General features: G+C 71.1%; 15 protein-coding genes and 1 tRNA gene. 7 read left to right on the top strand and 9 right to left on the bottom strand.

Features of this window, described 5'->3' with window-relative positions:
* Positions 1-33 precede the first annotated feature (33 nt).
* The 3 genes from QRN56_RS09270 to QRN56_RS09280 form a co-directional block, all read right to left on the bottom strand.
* Complete coding sequence (locus QRN56_RS09270) at positions 34-3,858, bottom strand: multifunctional oxoglutarate decarboxylase/oxoglutarate dehydrogenase thiamine pyrophosphate-binding subunit/dihydrolipoyllysine-residue succinyltransferase subunit (protein WP_502928773.1); 3,825 nt, start codon at positions 3,856-3,858, stop codon at positions 34-36.
* Between the two features lie 374 nt (positions 3,859-4,232).
* Positions 4,233-5,477, bottom strand: a complete 1,245-nt coding sequence (locus QRN56_RS09275; protein WP_285102604.1) for a sensor histidine kinase — start codon at positions 5,475-5,477, stop codon at positions 4,233-4,235.
* 16 nt (positions 5,478-5,493) lie between these two features.
* Positions 5,494-6,267, bottom strand: a complete 774-nt coding sequence (locus QRN56_RS09280) for a response regulator transcription factor (RefSeq protein ID WP_285102605.1) — start codon at positions 6,265-6,267, stop codon at positions 5,494-5,496.
* Positions 6,268-6,440: 173 nt separating this feature from the next.
* Here QRN56_RS09280 and QRN56_RS09285 point away from each other — a divergent pair, with 173 nt between their 5' ends.
* The 3 genes from QRN56_RS09285 (at position 6,441) to QRN56_RS09295 (ending at position 9,947) form a co-directional block, all read left to right on the top strand.
* Positions 6,441-7,922 carry a hemolysin family protein gene (locus QRN56_RS09285; protein WP_285102606.1) on the top strand — a complete coding sequence of 494 codons (1,482 nt, stop codon included), beginning with the start codon at positions 6,441-6,443 and terminating at the stop codon, positions 7,920-7,922.
* Complete coding sequence (locus QRN56_RS09290) at positions 7,919-8,965, top strand: hemolysin family protein (protein ID WP_285102607.1); 1,047 nt, start codon at positions 7,919-7,921, stop codon at positions 8,963-8,965. The genes QRN56_RS09285 and QRN56_RS09290 overlap by 4 nt, the downstream gene beginning before the upstream one ends.
* A gap of 118 nt (positions 8,966-9,083) precedes the next feature.
* Positions 9,084-9,947 (top strand): M15 family metallopeptidase, encoded by an 864-nt coding sequence (locus QRN56_RS09295; protein WP_285102608.1) that lies wholly within the window; start codon positions 9,084-9,086, stop codon positions 9,945-9,947.
* A 31-nt stretch (positions 9,948-9,978) separates the two neighbouring features.
* Here the strand turns inward: QRN56_RS09295 and QRN56_RS09300 are convergent, their stop codons facing one another.
* From QRN56_RS09300 to QRN56_RS09315, 4 genes are all read right to left on the bottom strand, one after another.
* Entirely contained in the window at positions 9,979-10,650 is a 672-nt protein-coding gene (locus QRN56_RS09300; protein WP_285102609.1) for a CYTH domain-containing protein, read from the bottom strand.
* 54 nt (positions 10,651-10,704) lie between these two features.
* Positions 10,705-11,265, bottom strand: a complete 561-nt coding sequence (locus QRN56_RS09305) for an STM3941 family protein (RefSeq protein WP_285102610.1) — start codon at positions 11,263-11,265, stop codon at positions 10,705-10,707.
* A gap of 72 nt (positions 11,266-11,337) precedes the next feature.
* Complete coding sequence (locus tag QRN56_RS09310; protein ID WP_285102611.1) at positions 11,338-12,159, bottom strand: sulfite exporter TauE/SafE family protein; 822 nt, start codon at positions 12,157-12,159, stop codon at positions 11,338-11,340.
* A gap of 125 nt (positions 12,160-12,284) precedes the next feature.
* Positions 12,285-13,391 (bottom strand): TerC/Alx family metal homeostasis membrane protein, encoded by a 1,107-nt coding sequence (locus QRN56_RS09315; protein ID WP_502928774.1) that lies wholly within the window; start codon positions 13,389-13,391, stop codon positions 12,285-12,287.
* A 348-nt stretch (positions 13,392-13,739) separates the two neighbouring features.
* On the opposite strand from QRN56_RS09315, the gene QRN56_RS09320 reads away from it, so the two are divergent.
* A complete protein-coding gene (locus tag QRN56_RS09320; RefSeq protein WP_285103146.1) occupies positions 13,740-14,765 on the top strand; it encodes a protein NO VEIN domain-containing protein in 1,026 nt (341 codons plus the stop codon).
* A gap of 559 nt (positions 14,766-15,324) precedes the next feature.
* Here the strand turns inward: QRN56_RS09320 and QRN56_RS09325 are convergent.
* Entirely contained in the window at positions 15,325-15,486 is a 162-nt protein-coding gene (locus QRN56_RS09325; RefSeq protein ID WP_285102612.1) for a hypothetical protein, read from the bottom strand.
* A gap of 443 nt (positions 15,487-15,929) precedes the next feature.
* Here QRN56_RS09325 and QRN56_RS09330 point away from each other — a divergent pair, with 443 nt between their 5' ends.
* Positions 15,930-16,175 (top strand): hypothetical protein, encoded by a 246-nt coding sequence (locus tag QRN56_RS09330; protein ID WP_285102613.1) that lies wholly within the window; start codon positions 15,930-15,932, stop codon positions 16,173-16,175.
* An 89-nt stretch (positions 16,176-16,264) separates the two neighbouring features.
* On the opposite strand, the gene QRN56_RS09335 is transcribed toward QRN56_RS09330, so the two are convergent.
* Positions 16,265-16,337, bottom strand: a tRNA-Arg gene (locus QRN56_RS09335).
* A gap of 268 nt (positions 16,338-16,605) precedes the next feature.
* Between QRN56_RS09335 and QRN56_RS09340 the strand changes: the two genes are divergently transcribed.
* The gene (locus QRN56_RS09340; protein ID WP_285102614.1) at positions 16,606-17,199 is read left to right on the top strand and encodes a SigE family RNA polymerase sigma factor; all 594 of its coding nucleotides are present in this window, start codon (positions 16,606-16,608) and stop codon (positions 17,197-17,199) included.
* Positions 17,199-18,740, top strand: a complete 1,542-nt coding sequence (locus QRN56_RS09345) for a hypothetical protein (protein ID WP_285102615.1) — start codon at positions 17,199-17,201, stop codon at positions 18,738-18,740. Before QRN56_RS09340 ends, QRN56_RS09345 begins: the two co-directional genes overlap by 1 nt.
* Positions 18,741-18,776: the final 36 nt, after the last annotated feature.

The following is an 18,776-nucleotide window of genomic DNA, read 5'->3' on the forward strand; positions in this document are numbered from 1 at the left end:
GTGGGGTGCCCGCCCTTCGGCGTGTGCGGACTGTCAGCCGCGGGTGAAGGCCTGCTCCAGCAGCGTCTTCTGCTGTGCCTGGTGCAGCTTCGCGGTACCGGCCGCCGTCGAGGCCGACGCCGGGCGGGAGACCACCTTGACGTACGGCACGTCCAGCGGCAGCGCCAGGTGGATGAAGCCCCACGCGCCCTGGTTCTGCGGCTCGTCCTGCACCCAGACCACCTCGGCTTCGCCGTACTTGGCGATCTCGGCGCGGATCTGCGCCTCCGGGAACGGGTAGAGCTGCTCCAGGCGGACGATGGCCACGCCCTCGTCACCGCGCTTGGTGCGCTCGGCGAGGAGGTCGTAGTACACGCGGCCAGTGCAGAGGATCACGCGGTCGACCTTGGCGGCGTCTGCCGTCGAGTCCGCGATGACCTCCTGGAACGTGCCCGAGGTGAAGTCCTCCACCGCGGACGCCGCCGCCTTGAGGCGCAGCAGCTGCTTGGGCGTGAACACCACCAGCGGACGGCGCGGCCGGGCGTAGGCCTGGCGGCGCAGCAGGTGGAAGTACGACGCCGGCGTGGACGGCTGCGCGATGGTGATGTTGTCCTCGGCGCCGAGCTGCAGGAACCGCTCGATGCGGGCCGACGAGTGGTCGGGCCCCTGGCCCTCGTAGCCGTGCGGCAGCAGCATGACCACCGACGACGACTGGCCCCACTTCTGCTCGGCGGACGAGATGAACTCGTCGATCACCGTCTGGGCGCCGTTGACGAAGTCGCCGAACTGCGCCTCCCAGAGCACCAGGGCGTCCGGGCGCTCCACCGAGTAGCCGTACTCGAAGCCGAGCGCCGCGTACTCCGACAGCGAGGAGTCGTAGACCCAGAACTTGGCCTGGTCGCCCGACAGGTACAGCAGCGGGGTCCACTCGGCGCCGGTCTCCCGGTCGTGGAGCACCGCGTGCCGCTGCACGAACGTGCCGCGCCGCGAGTCCTGCCCGGCGAGGCGCACCGGGGTGCCCTCCGCGAGCAGCGAGCCGAAGGCCGCGAGCTCGCCGAAGCCCCAGTCGATGCCGCCTTCCTTGGCCATGAGCTGGCGCTTCTCCAGCAGCTGGGCCAGCTTCGGGTGGACCGTGAAGCCCTCCGGCGGCGTGGTGTGCACGTCGCCGACCCGCTGCAGCGCGTCGTGGGAGATCGCGGTCTGCCAGCCGACCATCGTGCCGGCGTCCTCGCGCTGCGACTCGGGGCGCTCCAGGCCCGCGAGGTGCTCCGTCTCCGGGGCGGGCGTGAAGCCGGACTTGGTCTCGGTGAAGACCCGCTCGAGCTGCGACTGGTAGTCCTGCAGCGCGTGCTCGGCCTCCTCCACGGTGATGTCACCGCGCGCGACCAGGTTCTCGGTGTACAGCTTGCGCACCGAGCGCTTGGTCTCGATGAGGTTGTACATGAGCGGCTGCGTCATCGACGGGTCGTCGCCCTCGTTGTGCCCGCGGCGGCGGTAGCAGATGAGGTCGATGATGACGTCCTGGCCGAACTGCTCGCGGAACGCGAAGGCGAGCTCCGCGGTGCGGACCACGGCCTCGGGGTCGTCACCGTTCACGTGCATGACCGGGACCTGGTAGCCCTTGGCGACGTCGGTCGCGTAGGTGGTCGACCGCGACGCCGTCGGGCCGGTGGTGAAGCCCACCTGGTTGTTGACGACCACGTGGATGGTGCCGCCGGTGCGGTACCCGCGCAGCTGCGACAGGTTCAGCACCTCGGGGACCACGCCCTGGCCGGCGAACGCCGCGTCGCCGTGCACCAGGATCGGCAGCACGGAGAAGCCGTCGCCACCGAGGTCGATGCGGTCCTGCTTGGCGCGGACGATGCCCTCGAGCACCGGGTCCACGGCCTCCAGGTGCGACGGGTTGGCCGCGAGGTAGACGCGCGTGGTGGCGCCGGACTCGGAGGTGAAGGTGCCCTCGGTGCCGAGGTGGTACTTCACGTCACCGGAGCCCTGGACGCTCTTGGGGTCGAGCTGGCCCTCGAACTCCTTGAAGATCTGGCCGTAGCTCTTGCCCGCGATGTTCGCCAGCACGTTGAGGCGGCCGCGGTGGGCCATGCCGATGCCGACCTCGTCGAGGCCGCCCTCGGCGGCGCGCGACAGGATCGCGTCGAGCAGCGGGATCAGGGACTCGCCGCCCTCCAGCGAGAAGCGCTTCTGCCCCACGAACTTGGTCTGCAGGAACGTCTCGAACGCCTCGGCGGAGTTCAGCCGGCGCAGGATGCGCAGCTGGTCCTCGCGCGGGGTCTTGGCGTAGCCGGCCTCCAGGCGTTCCTGGAGCCACTTGCGCTGACCCGGGTCGGCGATGTGCATGTACTCGATGCCGATGGTGCGGCAGTACGAGTCGCGGAGCAGGCCGAGGATGTCGCGCAGCGTCGCCTTCGGCTTGGGGCCGAAGCCCGCCGTCGGGAACGTGCGGTCCAGGTCCCACAGCGTCAGGCCGTGGGTCTGGATGTCCAGGTCGGGGTGCTTGCGCTGGCGGTAGGCCAGCGGGTCGGTGTCGGCCATGAGGTGACCGCGCGAGCGGTACGCCTGCACGACCTCGGCGATCTTGGCCGGCTTGGCGGCCTCGACGTCGGCGTCGACCGTGTTGTCGCGCACCCAGCGCACGGGCTCGTACGGGACGCGCAGCGCCGCGAAGACGCGGTCGTAGAAGCCGTCCAGGCCGAGCAGCTTGTTCGAGATGATCTTCAGGAACTCGCCGGACTGGGCGCCCTGGATGATGCGGTGGTCGTAGGTCGACGTGACCGTCATGACCTTCGAGATGCCCATGCGGGCGAGCTGCTCCTCGGACGCGCCGGCGAACTCCGCCGGGTAGTCCATGGCGCCGACGCCGATGATGGTGCCCTGACCCTGCATGAGGCGGGGCACCGAGTGCACGGTGCCGATGCCGCCCGGGTTGGTCAGCGAGATCGTGGTGCCCTGGAAGTCCGGCACGCCGAGCTTGTTGCCGCGGGCCTTGCGGACCAGCTCCTCGTAGGCCGCCCAGAACTCGGCGAAGTCGAGCTCCTCGGCCTTCTTGATGCTGGGCACCAGGAGCTGGCGCGAGCCGTCCGGCTTGGCCAGGTCGATCGCGAGGCCGAAGCCCACGTGCGCCGGCTGGTTCACGCCCGGCTTGCCGTCGACCGGCTCGTAGTGGGCGTTCATGACGGGCATGTCGGCCAGCGCCTCGACCAGCGCGAAGCCGATGAGGTGCGTGAACGAGATCTTGCCGCCGCGTCCGCGCTTGAGGTGGTTGTTGATGACGATGCGGTTGTCGACCATCAGCTTGGCGGGCACGGCGCGCACCGAGGTGGCGGTGGGGACCTCCAGCGAGGCCTCCATGTTCGTGACCACGCGCGCGGCGGGGCCGCGCAGCTTCTGGATGTCGTCGACGGCGTCCGGGTGCGCCACGGGGCGCTCGAACGTGTCCGCGTAGTGGGTGGTGGGCGGCGTGGCGATCGGGCTGGCCGGGTTGACCTTCGGGTCGGCCGGCAGGGCCTTCTCCCGCACCGGCTGCTCGGCCTCGGCGGCGGCGGTGCCGCCGGTCACCGGGCCGGCGCTCGGGGCGGGTGCCTCGGGCACGGGCGTCGCGGCGGGCGCGGCAACCGGGGCGGACGCGGCGGGCGCGGCCGTAGGTGCCGCGGTCGGTGTCGGGGAGGCCGGGGCGGGCGCCGTGGCGCCGTCCTTGGCGGAACCGTTCTCGCCCGGCGTGTAGTCGGCGAAGAAGTCCCACCACGCGGGGTCCACCGCGTTCTTGTCCTTCAGGTACTGCTGGTAGAGCTCGTCCACAAGCCATTCGTTGGCTCCGAATGACGAGCTCGCCACGCTGATCGACTCTGAACCAGCCTTAGGGGACACGCGCGGATCGCCCACCTTCACCACAGTTGCGTTCGTCGCGCGCCGCACAGGGGTCACAGCGCGCACAGCCCGAATGGTTTTCGGACCCTCCAAGGGTAGGCCCTCCGCGCTCCGCGGGGGGCGTGATCCCGCGGGTGTTGCGGGCGGGTCCGGTGTCAAAGAAGTAGGTTCGTCATGTTTCTCGCACCCAGAGCAAAACCAGGGCAACATTCGGCCTCGAAGTCCCCAACGTGGTGTTACGGGGTTTCGCCCGGCACGGACAATCTTTGGCGTCTGTGACAGAAATCACGGGACTCCGTCTCACGTTCTGGCGCCTCGCAGCCCTAGGCTGCTGGGTTTCTCGTCGGACGCCGCCGGGCGGGACGTCGCCCGGCTCAGACCGTGTGCGTCGTCGTGACACCCGGTGCCGGGTGGGCCCGCGCGGGGAGCGTGACGCGCATCGTCGCGCCGCGGTCGGAGTCGACCACCTCGACGTGCCCGCCGTGCAGCTCGACCGCCCAGCGGACGATCGCGAGGCCGATCCCGGTGCCGCCGCTCGACCCGACGGTGCCCGACCCGACGGTGCCGTCGGCGCCGCTCATCGTGTCGACCAGGGACTCGTCGACGGTGCCGGCCCGCCCCTTGTCGCCCTTGTCGCCCCGGTTCCGGCCGCCCCGGCGGCTGACGCCCCGGCCGCCGCCGTCGCGCCCCCCGTCACCGCGCTGCGCGCCGGTCGACCCGGTGCCGCGGACGAACCGCTGGAAGATCCGCTCGCGGTCGGCGGCGGCGATGCCGGGCCCCTCGTCGCTCACCTCCAGCACGATGTCCGACCCCTCCGTGCCGTCCACGGGGTACGCGTCCAGCCGGACGACGCCGCCCTGCGGCGAGTGCCGGATGGCGTTCTGCAGCAGGTTGATGACCACCTGGTGCAGGCGTTCCGCGTCGCCCTCGATGGTCAGGTCCTCGGGGGTCACGTCGATGACGTAGTGCAGGTCCTTGGCGGCGTCGACCATCTGGAGGTCCTCGGCGCAGTGCTCCAGGAAGTCGCCGACGGCGATCTCGCCGACGTTCAGGGCCGAGGCGCCCGCCTCGATCCGGGAGAGGTCCAGCAGATAGGTGACGAGCCGGGTCAGCCGCTCGGTCTGGGCGTGCGCCTGCTCCAGCGCGGCCGGGGTGGGCTGCACCACGCCGTCCACCATGTTCTCGAGCTGGGCCTGGAGCGCGGCGACGGGCGTGCGCAGCTCGTGCGACACGTTCGCGATGAGGTCGCGGCGGGTCTGCTCCACCGAGGCCAGGTCCTCCGCCATGCGGTTGAAGGCGTGCGCGAGCTGACCCACCTCGTCGCTGCTCGTCGCGCGTACCCGGCGGGTGTAGTCGCCGTCGGCCATGGCCTGGACGGCCTCGGTGATCTCCCGCAGGGGCGACGTCATGCCGCGGGCCAGGATCTGGGTGACCAGCAGCGACAGGATGATGGCCAGGGGGAAGGTGCGGCTCGGCCCCAGGGACGCCTGGAGGCCGAGCCAGGTGATGAGCACAGCGGCCGTCACGGTGGCCGCGACGAGCACGCCGAGCTTGATCTTGAGCGAGCGCAGGGGGTCGAGCGGCCGCACGTCGGGGACGCGGGGCACGTGCGGTCTCATCGGAACGACACCCGTGCTACTGGTTGGCGGGCGGCTCGAACGCGTACCCGACGCCGTGGACGGTCCGGATCAGGTCCGGACCGAGCTTGCGCCGCAGCGCCTTGATGTGGGAGTCGACGGTGCGGGTGCCGCTGGCGTCGGCCCAGTCCCAGACCTCGGCGAGCAGGCGCTCGCGCGTGAGCACGGTCTTGGGGGAGCCGGCGAGCATGACGAGCAGCTCGAACTCCGTGGGGGTCAGGTGCACTTCCTCGCCCCCGCGGTAGACACGGCGCTGGGCGCGGTCCACGGTCACGTCGCCCATCGTCATGGGCGGGTCGGCGGGCGTGGTCGCGGCGGCCTGGGCCGCGCGGTCGACCCGGCGCAGCAGGGCCTTGATCCGTGCCACCAGCTCGCGCATGGAGAACGGCTTGGTCATGTAGTCGTCGGCGCCCACGCCCAGACCGACCAGCATGTCGGTCTCGTCGTCGCGTGCGGTGAGCATCAGGATCGGGGTGGGGTGCTCCGCCTGGATGCGGCGTGTGACCTCGAGCCCGTCGATGCCCGGGAGCATCACGTCGAGCACCACGAGGTCGGGGCGCAGCCGGGAGGCGGCGTCGACGCCGGACAGGCCGTCGCGCGCGACCTCGACGCGCCAGCCCTCGGCGGACAACCGCTGGGCGATCGCGGTCGCGATCGTGGGCTCGTCCTCCACCACGAGGACGGTCGCGCTCTGCTGACCGGTCGAGGTGGCGGCCGACGCCGCGCCGGCCTGCTGCGGGGCCCCAGACGGCTGGGGAGTACCAGATGACATAGGTCAATCATGCCCGTACCTGCCTGATAAGACACTGAAGCCAGCCTGAGAGTCGGACCCCGAGGCGCTCGGAGCGCTGTTCCCGCTACGATCTATCGCACGATGATCGAGCGACATCCAGACCGAGAACCCTGGACCCATCAGGACCCCCGCAGTGCCCTCCGGAGGGCGAGATGACCGGCGACTGGATCATGGTCGCCGTCGGCGTCCTCCTCACGGCCGGTACTGCCGTCTTCGTGGCGGGAGAGTTCTCCCTCGTCACCATCGACCCCGCCGTGATCGGCGACTCCGACGACTCGGAGGGAGACAGACCCGGCGGGTCCCGGTCTGCCTCCTCGTCCGACCCGGGCCCCGGCGCCCGGCCCGGTTCCGGTACCCAGCCCGCCTTCGGGAACGGCATGCGGGACCGCAGCGTGCGTACCGCGCTGCGCCACCTCTCCACCGAGCTGAGCTCGGCCCAGGTCGGCATCACGCTGACCACCATCCTGCTCGGCTACACCGCCCAGCCGGCGCTGAACTCCCTGATCTCGGCCGCCTTCGGGTCGACCTCCGTGCCGACGGCGGTCTCCGCCGGCCTCGCGGGTGTCCTGGCCCTCATCCTGGTGAACGCGTTCTCCATGGTCTGCGGCGAGCTGATCCCCAAGAACTTCGCGCTGTCGGCCCCGCTGGCCACCGCGCGGCTCGTGGTGCCGATCCAGCGCGTGTTCACCATCACCTTCAAGCCGCTGATCGCGGTGCTCAACGGTTCGGCCAACGCGCTGCTGCGCCGCCTCGGCGTCGAGCCCCGCGAGGAGCTGTCCGGGGCGCGCTCCGCGTCCGAGCTCGCCTCGCTGGTGCGCCGCTCCGCCGAGGAGGGCACGCTCGAGGAGTCGGTGGCGACCCTGCTGACCAACTCGATCGAGCTGGACACCCTCAGCGCGCGCGACGTCATGACCGACCGCCTGCGCATGTCCGTCGTGGACCGGGACGCGACGGCGGAGGACGTCGTCGCGCTCGCCCGGCGCACCGGGCACTCGCGGTTCCCCGTGATCGGGGAGGACCGCGACGACATCGTCGGCCTGGTGCACCTGCGCCGCGCCGTCGGCGTGCCGCACGACCGGCGGGCCGAGGTGCCCGCGGCCGCTCTCATGGTGGACGCGCCCCGTGTCCCCGAGACGGTGCGCCTGGGCCCCCTGCTCGTGGAGCTGCGCGGGTTCGGGCTGCAGATGGCCGTGGTCGTGGACGAGTACGGCGGCACGTCCGGTGTCGTGACGCTGGAGGACGTCGTCGAGGAGCTGGTGGGCGACGTCGCCGACGAGCACGACCCCCGCCGTGCCGGCGCCTCCCGCGCCGCCGACGGGTCGTGGATCGTGCCGGGCGTGCTGCGGCCCGACGAGCTCGACGAGTACACCAACATCGAGGTCCCCGAGGGGGCCGCGTACGAGACGCTCGGCGGCCTCGTGATGGCAGAGCTGGGCCGCGTTCCCGTGGTGGGCGACGAGGTCGTGGTGGGACAGGCAGGCCCGCAGGGCCTGCACGCCCGGGTTGCGCTGCGCGTCGAGGCCATGGACGGCCGGCGCGTCGAGCGCCTCCGCGTCCGCCCGCTGCCCGACGACGGCCCGCCCGACGGCGCCGGCCTCGACCGGACCGGCTCCGGGAAGGGGGCGAACCGATGAGCACCACCACCGCACTCGTCATCGGCCTCGTGCTGCTCGCGGGGAACGCGTTCTTCGTGGGCGCCGAGTTCGCCGTCATCTCCGCGCGCCGCAGCGCCATCGAGCCGCTCGCCGCGGCCGGTGACCGGCGCGCCGTCACCGTCCTGTGGGCCATGGAGCACGTGTCGCTCATGCTGGCCTGCGCGCAGCTCGGCGTGACCGTCTGCTCCACCGGGCTGGGCATCGTGGCGGAGCCCGCCATCGCGCAGCTCCTGGAGGGGCCGCTGCACGGCCTCGGCGTGAGCGAGGACCTCACGCACCCGATCGCGCTGGTCATCGCGCTGTCGCTGGTCGTGTACCTGCACGTCGTGCTCGGGGAGATGGTGCCCAAGAACCTGGCGGTCTCCGGTCCGGACCGGGCGGTCATGTGGTTCGGGCCGCCGCTCGTGCTCCTGGGCCGGGCGCTCCGCCCCGTCATCCTGGGCCTGAACTGGATCGCGAACCACGCGGTGCGGCTCGCCGGCGTGGAGCCCAAGGACGAGGTCGCCTCGGCGTTCACCGCGCAGGAGGTCCAGTCCATCGTGGAGCACTCCCAGGCGGAGGGTGTGCTGCGCGACGAGCAGGGACTGCTGACGGGCGCCATCGAGTTCTCCAACCGCACCGCGCGCGACGTCATGGTGCCGGTCGGCGGCCTGGTCGCCGTGGACGAGACCAGCACGCCCGACGACGTCGAGCGGCTCGTCTCCAAGCACGGCTTCAGCCGGTTCCCGGTCGTGACGCGCCGGGACGACGGCGACGAGCTCGTCGGCTACCTGCACCTCAAGGACGTCCTGTACGCGACCGGGCCCGCCCGGTTCGAGCCGGTCGCCGTCTGGCGCGTACGCGCTCTGGCGGCCGTCGCGCCCGACGACGAGGTCGAGGACGCGCTGCGCGTGATGCAGCGCTCGGGCTCGCACCTGGCGCGGGTCGAGGGGCCGGACGGCGAGGTGCTCGGCGTGGTGTTCCTCGAGGACATCCTCGAGGAGCTCGTGGGCGAGGTGCGTGACGCGATGCAGCGCCGCTGATGCCGGGACGGGCGCGACCGTCCACAGGCCGGGCTTGGCAGCCGGGCCGACCCAGGTTAATGTCACGTGCACATAACGGAACGCGAGGGGGCCGCGGACACATGACGACGGAGGACGAGTGGAGTCCACGGCTGTGACGAGTGCGCCCGTGCTCATGACGCGTCGAGAGCGGCGCGAGGCGGAGCAGCACACGCAGGCGATGCGCAAGGTGACGTCGTTCGACCGGCTGGTCACCGGAGCGGTTCCCCGGGCACCGCGGCCCACGTCCTCGGTCCCCGCCGGGCAGCGGCTCATCTCCCGGGCCGCCGTGGTCGGCACCCTCGCGGCCGCGACCATCGCGGCGCCGTTCGCGCAGGCGGTCGACAAGCCGGGCGACTCCCCGTTCGACGTCGAGGCCCCACCCACCGGACCGACGGTGCTCGACCTGGTGACGCAGCCCGTGGAGCGGCCGGAGACCTCGGGATCCGTGGTCCGCGCCGAGGCCCTCGCCCGGCCCGAGTCGGCCGCCAGCCGCTCGCTCGACCGCAGCCCCCTGCCGGACTGCGACGTCAACGCCTCCGTGGACGGGACGAACGGTGGGCTCGCCGACCACTCGCTGTGCGAGCTGTGGCAGCCGGGGGAGTACCTCCGGCCCGACGCCGCGATGTCGCTCAGCGCGCTCAACGAGGCGTTCCGCGCGTCGTTCGGCCGCGAGCTGTGCCTGGTGGCGAGCTACCGCGACCTGAGCACGCAGTACGAGCTCAAGGCGTCCCGCGGCTACTACGCCGCGTCCCCGGGCACCTCCATGCACGGCTGGGGCCTGGCGATCGACCTGTGCTCCAAGGAGACGGGCGACAGCGACGTCTTCTCGTGGCTGTGGGCCAACGCGCCGGCGTACGGCTGGCAGAACCCGTCCTGGGCGCAGCTCGGCGGCAGCAAGTACGAGCCGTGGCACTGGGAGTTCGTGACCGGCGTCGTCGAGAAGGGCGAGTGGCGGGGCTGACGGTGCCAGCGGTGCCTCGGAGCCGCCTCGCTCAGAGGCGCAGGTGGGTGTTGGGCCCGAAGTCCTGCCGGAAGGTCGGCCCCTGCTCCGCGAGCTCCGTGGCGAACGACGGCGCCCACGCGCTGTAGGGCTCCATGGCCAGCGACTCGTTGGAGAACCGGCGGTCGTCGGTGATCTCCGTGACGCAGAAGTCCGGGATCTGCAGGCCGGTGACGGGGCCGGAGCGCTCGCACTCGGCCACCACCAACGGGTGGTTGGGCCCGCCGAAGACGTCGATCGACCAGCCGTCCGCCCCGAGCCACGCGGCGTAGCGGACCTTGACGATCGGGGCGCCGCCCCGGCGCACCAGCTCCACGCCGACGCGCGGGTCCAGCTCGCGCTCCGCCTCGTAGCGGGTGCCCCCGACCGCCGGGCCCTTGACGGTGACAGCGGCGAAGTCGATGTCCGCGACGTGCGCGCGGAGCAGCTCGGCCGGATCGGTGCCGGCGGTCAGGTCGGCGTCGACGTCGCCCGCCTGGACCCGGACGCGCAGGGCGTAGCCGTCGTCGGCCAGGAAGTACGACTGGACGATGAGGGCCGGCGCGTCCTTGAGCTCGGCCGGCAGGTCGCGCACGAAGAACCGGCGCTCGAACTCGAAGTCGGCATAGCCGCGGTCAGGATCGGGGTCGGGGGCGGCCGGCCCGTCGAAGAGGTCGTCGCTCATGAGAGGTCCCTCGCCATGCTCGGCAGATGATTCTCGGCGGATGATCCCAGAAGTCTACGCAACCGGCTTCGCCTGGGGCGCGTGGCCGGCGACGAACTCGGTCAGCGCCGCGGAGAGCTCCTCCGGACGGGTCGCGATGCTCCCGGGCTTCAAGACCACGGGGGTGCCGACCGCGAGAGAGTTCACCGAGGCGGCGATGCGCCGGACGACGGTGCGCTGGCGGACCACGACGGCGCGCGGGTCGGCGACGTCCACGGCGAGCACCCGTCGGAAGGCCAGCCGGGTCTCCCGGACGCCCGTCACCTCGGACCAGAGCACCTGCTCGACGCCGAGGTTGGGCAGCCAGTCGGTGAGGCCGTCGTCGTCGAGCGTGAGCACGGGCCACGCGGGCAGCAGCAGGCGGCGCACCACGATGAGGCCGAGGCCGGTGAAGACCAGCACGCCGATCGCGCTCACGGAGACCACGGTCAGCGCCGCCGGTGAGCCGCTGGTCTGCGCGGCGTCGAAGCCGAGGCGGGTGGCGATCGCGCAGAGCACCACCAGCGCGAGGGTGGTGAGGGCGAGCGTGACGACGTGCGCTCGGGACGGGTAGAAGTCGACGGATTCGTCGGGCATATCCGGACACTAGCGGCCCGCAGGGGCGGATCGGTAGCCCGGGGTCGCCGGGGCCCGGGCTCGGCGGTCGGGTCAGGCCAGCAGGAGGCGCGCGCCCGCCGCGGACGTCGCGATCAGCACGACCGTGCTGAACACCGGGCCCGAGATGCGGTGGGCCACGAGCTTGCCCAGCACGAGGCCGGCGACCAGGCCGGGCAGGAGGACGAGCGAGACGTGCAGCGACGCGGGGGAGACCAGCCCCAGCCCGGCGCTGAACGGGAGCTTGGCCACGTTCACCGTGAGGAAGAACAGTGCGACCGTGCCCAGCAGACCGGCGCGCGAGATCCCGGCCCGCAGCAGGTAGAGGCTCATGGGCGGTCCGCCGGCGTTGGCGATCATGGTCGAGACCCCGGCCGTGGCCCCGAGCGCGGTGCGGATGACCCGCTCGCGGAGGCGAGGGCGGGTGGGGGCGGCGTCGCCGTCGGGCACAGGCTCCGGCGTGGGACCGGCGGGGCGGCGCGGTCGGCGGCGCGCGCGGCGCGCGGCGAGCTGCCGGACCAGGTCGCCGAGCCCGGCGAGGAGGAGCAGCGCTCCGACGATCCGGGCGCTGACGTCGGGCGGGGCCCAGCGCAGCGCCGCGAAGCCGACGATCAGCCCGAGCGTGACGCTCGGGAGCAGACCCCGCAGGACACGCCACCGGACGTCCCGGCCGTATGCGCTGACGGCGACGAGGTCGCCGACGATGAGCAGGGGCAATGCGACCCCGGCGGCCTGGACCGGCGGGAGCACCGAGGCGATGACGGCCGCTCCGAACGCGCCGAGCGGCGGCAGGCCGGTCTTGGACAGGCCCATGAGGAGTGCGGCGACCGTGCCGCCGACGACGACGGTGACGGTGAGGTCCAGTGCGGGGTCCATGACGGGGTGGACTCTACGGCGGAACGACGACGGACCGCCGTGGCCGCTCGCCCCGCGGGACCCTCCTCGACATGTCAGACGTACAGGTCACCGGAGGGACCTGTACGTCTGACACGTACCTCGGGTCAGTGCGCCCCGGGGCGGGAGGTGCTGGAGGCGTCCTCGGCCTCGCCGGCCGGCTCGGTGGTCGTGGCCGCGTCGAGCTCCTGGGTGCCCGGCTCGGTGCCGGCGTCTGCCGCGTCGTCGTTGCGCGTCGCGTGGAGGCTGGTGAAGGTGACGATGACGAGCACGCCGATGATCACGCCGAGCGAGGCCAGGGTCGGGATCTCCGGCACGCCGGCCCAGATGCCGTGGGCCCAGTGCAGCACGAGCTTGACGCCGATGAAGGCGAGGATCGTCGCGAGGCCGTAGCCGAGGTGCACGAGCTTGCTCAGGGCGCCCTGGAGCACGAAGTACAGGGCACGCAGGCCGAGCAGGGCGAACGCGTTGGTCGCGAACACGAGGTACGGGTCGCTGGTGATGCCGTAGACGGCAGGCACCGAGTCGACGGCGAAGACGACGTCGGCGGCGAAGATCGCGACGACCACGACCGCCAGGGGCGTGAGCATGCGCTTGCCGCCCTCGCGCACCGAGAGCGCAGGGCCGCGGTAGTCGTCCGTGACGGGCATGAAGCGGCGGATCACCTTGACCGACCGCAGCTCGGAGACGTCGATCGCGTGGTCGTCGCCCTTGACCTGGTCACGGAGGATCTTGACCGCGGTGGCCAGCAGGATCGCGCCGAAGAGCAGGAAGGCCCAGCTCAGGTTGGCCAGGACGGCCGCGCCGAGCGCGATGAAGACGCCGCGGAGCACCAGCGCGCCGACGATGCCGAGCAGGAGCACGCGCTGCTGCAGAGCCTTGGGTACCGCGAAGGCGCTGAGCAGCAGCATGAACACGAAGAGGTTGTCCACGGACAGCGACTTCTCGACGAGGTACCCGGTGAGGTACTGCACGCCGGTCGACGAACCGAAGGTGGCCCAGATCCAGCCGCCGAACGCGAGCGGGAGGGCGATGTAGAAGGCGCTCCAGCCGAGGGCCTCCCGCATCGAGACCTCGTGCGGGCGCCGGGTGATGAGGAAATCGACGACGACCAGAGCGATGACGGCGACGATGGTGACGGCCCACATCGTGGGGGTGGCCACCGTGGTCAGGCCGGAGGCAGGGGCAGCAGAACTCGTCAGCGAGGCGAGCAAGGAGTCTCCAAAGATAGGTCGGCTCCGAGGTCTCCTTCGCCTTGCTGAGCAAGGCCGCCGCCCGAGGCGCTGGTAGCGCCGTAATGACCGGGACGGTGTTGGGAAGTACTCCCCCCGCGCAGCAAACTGTACGGCATGTCTCCCGAAAGGGGCAGACAGGCCGGGTGCTCGGGGTCGATCCGGAGGTGCCCGCTCGGGGTGTCGGCCCGGGGTGTCGGGTCGGGGGAACGCCGAGGTTTCGCCCGCTGCGTTGATCGAGCGTATCCGTTGCGGACGCTAGCCTCGCAAACAGATAGGTGCAGCTAGGAGCTGGTGTGGCGCTCTTGCCCCGCGAGGATGGAGTCCGTGATGATCAACGAATGGTGGGCACTGGCGTCCGATCAGCGGTACTGGATGGAGACGATCAAGCGCCGCGACTATGGCGATGCCATCCGCGCGCCACACCGGAAGCAGAACGGCGCGGCCATGCCCTACTACGAGCTCGTGAAGTTCGTGCGCGACGGAGATGTCGTTCTGCATTGGGATACCGAGCGTCCCTTCGGCGCCCCGTCCGCATTCGTCGGGTGGTCGGTCGTCGATGGCGCCCCTTATGACACCGACAATGTCGTCTATAGCGACGCTTCGCCCACGACTGGCACGGAAGCCCTTCTCCGCGACTACACCGCGTTCCGGCAGCCGCTCGACTATCACCAGCTCAATGACCGATTCGCAAAGGTTCGTGCTCTCCGTGATCAGTTGGCGAGCCAGGTTGACGGCACGAACTACTTTCCGTTCAACATCCGGAAGGACGGCACACTCCGCGCTGGGCAGGGCAACTACCTGACGAAGTTCCCGGTAGAGCTGTTCGACGCCTTGCCCGAGCTGGCGGAAGCGCGGCGTGGCGCCCAGATTCCGAGAGTGGAAACCCGGTACGCAGGCTGGTCCCGGGAGGCGCGTGGGGACCGGCGCCAGGCCACTGAGGCTGGCTACATCGCTGACGCCAAGGTTCGCCGTGCGATCGAGATGCAAGCGGTACATCAGGCGATGGCCTACTACGAGGCTCTTGGCTACGACTGCCTCGACGTGGGTGCGTCACGTCCCTACGACCTGCACCTGACCCGAGCCGGCGTCGACGGCGAGCGGCACATCGAGGTCAAAGGGTCGATGGGAGAGGCGGCGGAGGTCGAACTGACGATTGGCGAGGTGAACCACGCTCGCGACTTCCAACCCACGGATCTCTTCATAGTCGGCGGCATCACGTGGAAACGGGAGGGCGACAGCGTCGTTACCGAGCCGGGGCAAGCCCGCGTGATCGAGAACTGGACGCCGCGGAACTTGTCATTAAGGCCCATTCGGTTCCGCCACACCGTCCCACGGGCAGTGTCCATCGAGTGACCGGAACCGTATGCGCAAAACACGGTGCGACCAAGGGGCGCGCGATGAGTATGGTTCGCGCCGTCGAGCGGCACTGCCATGCTTTCGGTGGAACCGGCGAGCTGCACATGACGCGAGACGGCCTCGGACCTGGAGCCCAGGGCCGTCTCTTCGTGCCTCACGGGTCGCTGACCTGTGGTGGGGAGAGTGGTGGGGAACCACTCCCGGCTCGGGACAGCGAAAGGGCCCCTCATCTGGCGTGATGCCTGGTGAGGGGCCCTTTTCGGGTGGTGCGCTTGAAGGGATTCGAAACCCCGACCTTCTGCTCCGGAGCCGAAAACGGTCGCCGATCCGCCTTCCCCGTCGAGGTCCGCTCGCCGCAGACCTGTTCAGACCTGTACAGGTCTGTCCGGGCATGGTCGCCCACATGGGCCAGCAGTTAGGCCAGCAGATAGCCCAGCAGCCGGACCGCCGCGCGACTCACAACGAAGGCGGCCGGTTGGGCTCGCTGCCTGGCGGCCCGCACCAGTGAGAGCGCCCGGACGTGACGGAATCACCGCCTGAGACGCCGGTGTCGCGGTCAGTCGTGAGAGACGTAGATTCCGTTCACGCTCCGCATGAAGTCGTCCTTCTGTGCGGACGACAGCGCCTCGGGGGCGAACTGCACAACGATCCAGCTTGAGCGGAGCGCGTCGGGCAGCGCGTTCACGGCCTCCTTGGCATCGTCCTGGCCTGCGAACATCAATACAGTCGAGGTCTCGGATCGCACTGCCCACCGGCAGGGTAGATCCTCGTTGCAGACGTCCGCAGTGGCGTCGTGGGCACCGGGCATGAGGTATGGGTCACCTTCGGCGTTCGGTAAGAAGGCAGCCTGGGGAATCTCATCTCGGGTCTCCCAAGTGGCAGCCACCAACCATGCGGCCGCAGCGATGAGCGCAACGAGCAAGGCAGCGAGCCATCGTGATCGTGTCATAGCGTCCTCACCACTTGTGCAGGTGGGCCTGCCGGGCCCACCGGGACCTATTCGCACGAGCCTTCTCCAGGTCCCAGTGCAGACCGGCGAGCCAGACAGGGTAGCCCAACGCCACCGTGACCGTCCGCGAGCTACGGGCTGAACCGTAGGCACCTCCGGCCCCACTGCCTCAGACATGCGTGCCTCCCAGCACTTCGAGGATCGGTGGGTAGATGGTGCTCTCCGGGATGAACTTTGCTAGGTCCGACCCATGCGACGCTGGCGTTCTCCGCGACGTCGCGATTCTCCGCCTCACCGGCGAGGTAGTGCTCTCCCAGGGAGAGGTTCCGATCGAGGAGGTCTCGCGGCTCGTCGAGCACAGCGACATCGGGACGACGGAGAACGTAGATCGGCACGAGCTCCGGCCCGTTCTCCAGAACGGAGCACGAGTGATGGACGGCGTACTCAGCAGCCCATAGGCCAGCAGTGGCCGAGAGGGGGTCGGGAGAGCGGGGAAAACAACAGGCCGTGACCAGCAAACGCGCTGGTCACGGCCTATTTCCGTCTGTGCGCCTGAAGGGATTCGAACCCCCGACCTTCTGCTCCGGAGGCAGACGCTCTATCCACTGAGCTACAGGCGCGTGACCGTTGTCCGGGGAGGCGATGCTCCCCTAACGGCCGAAGCGAGACTACCAGGTGAGCGGCCCGGAGTGTGCATCGGGCGGTGTGACCCGCGCTGCCGTTCGGGCCGGGGGAGCATGCCACGTGAGACCCGGTGGCGGGCAGGAGAGGTGTGGATTGCCCGGCAACCTTCTCTCGACCGCGTGCGTCTGTGTGCCGTGAATCTTCGATGTGCTCGAGACCTGAGGCGTACGGACGGGTACGCGGACGACGAACGAGGTGGTGGACATGGCGAGTGACGACGCGGCGGTCCTCGACGACCCCCGTGCCAGGGTGGTGACCACGGGTACGGCGGCGGAGCGGTTCACGGTGTTCGCACGGGAGCGGTCGCCCGAGCTGTCCCGGATCGCCTACCTGCTGTGCGGCGACGCGCACCGGGCCGCCGACCTGGTGCAGCTCGCACTGGAACGGACCTACCGGGCCTGGGGCCGGGTGGGCGACGGCGACCCGTTCGCCTACGCGCGGCGGGTGATAGCCACGGCCCGGATCGACAGCTGGCGACGGACCCGGCGCGACGTCCTGGTGGCCCCGGCCGACCTGCGACCCGGTGCCGCGTCGGACGGCACGCAGCACGTCGTCGACCGCGACGCGCTGGTGGGGGCACTCCGGCAGCTCCCGGCGGGACAGCGGCGCGTCGTCGTCCTGCGGTACCTGCTGGACCGGACCGAGAAGCAGACGGCGGAGGACCTCGGGATCTCCGTGGGGGCCGTGAAGTCGGGCGCGTCCCGCGGCCTCGACCGGCTGCGGGCGGTCCTCGGCACCGGCCAGTCGGCGGCCGCCCAGGCCGGCACACCCAACACCTCGCGAAAGGAGGCGCAGTGATGAAGGAGCAGAGCGACACGCTGGTGACCCTGATCCACGACGCGGCGGGCCAGGTCGGGCCCGTGGCCGGGATCGACGGCGAGATGATGGCCCGGCGAGCGATCCGGCACGAGCGCACCCGGCGCGGGGTGATCGGCGGCGCCGTGGCGCTCGCCGTCGCGGCGGTCGTGACCGTCGGCGGCCTGGTCGCGACCGGCAGGCAGACGCTGCCGGCCGGATGGCCCTTCGGGGGCGGGTGGCACGACGTGTCCGGGGGCGGGCTGCTGCTGTCGGTGCCGGCTGACTGGGATGCGTACGACCAGGGCGAGGGCTACCCCTCCTGGGGCACGGACGAGAAGGACGGCGCGTTCGACCCCGCGGCGGTCACGTCGGCCGTGACGGTCGTGCCCGTCGACGAGGGCGGGGCGCTGACGGAGGCGGACGGCGACGTGGTCGAGACCGACGTGCCGGGCGCGGCGTCGGCGCAGTACCTGTTGATGGAGGAGGGCTGGACGGGCGGTCCGGAAGGAGCGCTGGACGTCGAGCTGGAGTCCGGGCGAACCGTCCGCGTCCTCGTGGTCCTGCCCGACGCGCCGGAGTCCGCGGGGCTGTTCGAGCGGCTCGTCGAGGGCGTCCGGGTCGACCCTGACGCGACCGAGGATGATCTGGAGGGACAGGGGCCGATGCTCGACGTCATCGAGGAGCACCCCGCGGACTGGGCGGTCCAGGAGCACCAGGGCCTGAGCTTCGCGGTGCCGGGCGACTGGGTGGAGGACGAGCTGTCCGCCACCCGGGAGGACAACTGGCCGACCGTGTCGATGGACGACGCCGACGGGGAGCTGCGACTGCAGGTGACCACGTCCGGGGCCTCACCTGGCCCGGACGAGGAGTTCGGGTACGCGTACGGTCTCGACCTGCCCCCGGGCGCCGACCGCGCCGGCGCCGAGCTGGACCCGCAGGACGGGACGCTCCACGCCTTTGTCGAGGTCCGACGGGCCGGAGGGCGTACCTACTCGATCGACGTCTACGTCCCGGAGGGCGCGGACGGCGACCGGGTCGTGAGCACGATCGCCGGCAGCCTGGAGTTCACGCCGGAAGCGGACGACCTGCCCGCCTACGAGGACCTGATCGACGCCCGGGCGCTCGTGGACGCCGCACCGGCCGTCCCGCAGGACTGGGTGGTCGTGTCCGACGTCCCGGGCATGCGCCTGCGGGTGCCGTCGGACTGGATCGACCAGGCCGGAGGCGACGGCACGATCGCGCGCTACGCCCCGGGTGACCAGGACGAAGGCGTGGGCGCCTTGATCGAGGAGGCCGGGATCCTCGGCAACGGCGAGATCCCGGTCGGCGGGTACCGGCTGGATGTCCCGGGAGCGGAGCGTGCGATCGTCCGGATGACCGACTACACCGCCTACGGGGAGGCCGAGGCCGCGGCGTTCAACGCCCGGGCCGAGGTGGAGCTCCCCGACGGCAGGTTCGTGCAGCTCACCTACGACGGGCCGCCGGACTCCGGCGAGCGGTTCTGGCAGATGCTCGGCACCCTCGAGGTGGGCACGGACTGACGGTCGTTCCGGACGGCGGTGGTGCATCCCGGTGTG

Origin of the sequence: Promicromonospora sp. MEB111, from assembly GCF_030209445.1 — a bacterium.
GTDB lineage: Bacteria > Actinomycetota > Actinomycetes > Actinomycetales > Cellulomonadaceae > Promicromonospora.

Bases quoted from the DNA above. Each gene is read 5' to 3' on its own strand.
- QRN56_RS09345 (WP_285102615.1), top strand. From the start codon at position 17,199: ATGAAGGAGCAGAGCGACACGCTGGTGACCCTGATCCACGACGCGGCG.
- QRN56_RS09305 (WP_285102610.1), bottom strand. From the start codon at position 11,265: ATGCCCGACGAATCCGTCGACTTCTACCCGTCCCGAGCGCACGTCGTC.
- QRN56_RS09320 (WP_285103146.1), top strand. From the start codon at position 13,740: ATGATCAACGAATGGTGGGCACTGGCGTCCGATCAGCGGTACTGGATG.
- QRN56_RS09330 (WP_285102613.1), top strand. From the start codon at position 15,930: ATGGTGCTCTCCGGGATGAACTTTGCTAGGTCCGACCCATGCGACGCT.
- QRN56_RS09280 (WP_285102605.1), bottom strand. From the start codon at position 6,267: ATGTCATCTGGTACTCCCCAGCCGTCTGGGGCCCCGCAGCAGGCCGGC.
- QRN56_RS09325 (WP_285102612.1), bottom strand. From the start codon at position 15,486: ATGTTCGCAGGCCAGGACGATGCCAAGGAGGCCGTGAACGCGCTGCCC.
- QRN56_RS09285 (WP_285102606.1), top strand. From the start codon at position 6,441: ATGACCGGCGACTGGATCATGGTCGCCGTCGGCGTCCTCCTCACGGCC.
- QRN56_RS09340 (WP_285102614.1), top strand. From the start codon at position 16,606: ATGGCGAGTGACGACGCGGCGGTCCTCGACGACCCCCGTGCCAGGGTG.
- QRN56_RS09275 (WP_285102604.1), bottom strand. From the start codon at position 5,477: ATGAGACCGCACGTGCCCCGCGTCCCCGACGTGCGGCCGCTCGACCCC.
- QRN56_RS09300 (WP_285102609.1), bottom strand. From the start codon at position 10,650: ATGAGCGACGACCTCTTCGACGGGCCGGCCGCCCCCGACCCCGATCCT.
- QRN56_RS09310 (WP_285102611.1), bottom strand. From the start codon at position 12,159: ATGGACCCCGCACTGGACCTCACCGTCACCGTCGTCGTCGGCGGCACG.
- QRN56_RS09290 (WP_285102607.1), top strand. From the start codon at position 7,919: ATGAGCACCACCACCGCACTCGTCATCGGCCTCGTGCTGCTCGCGGGG.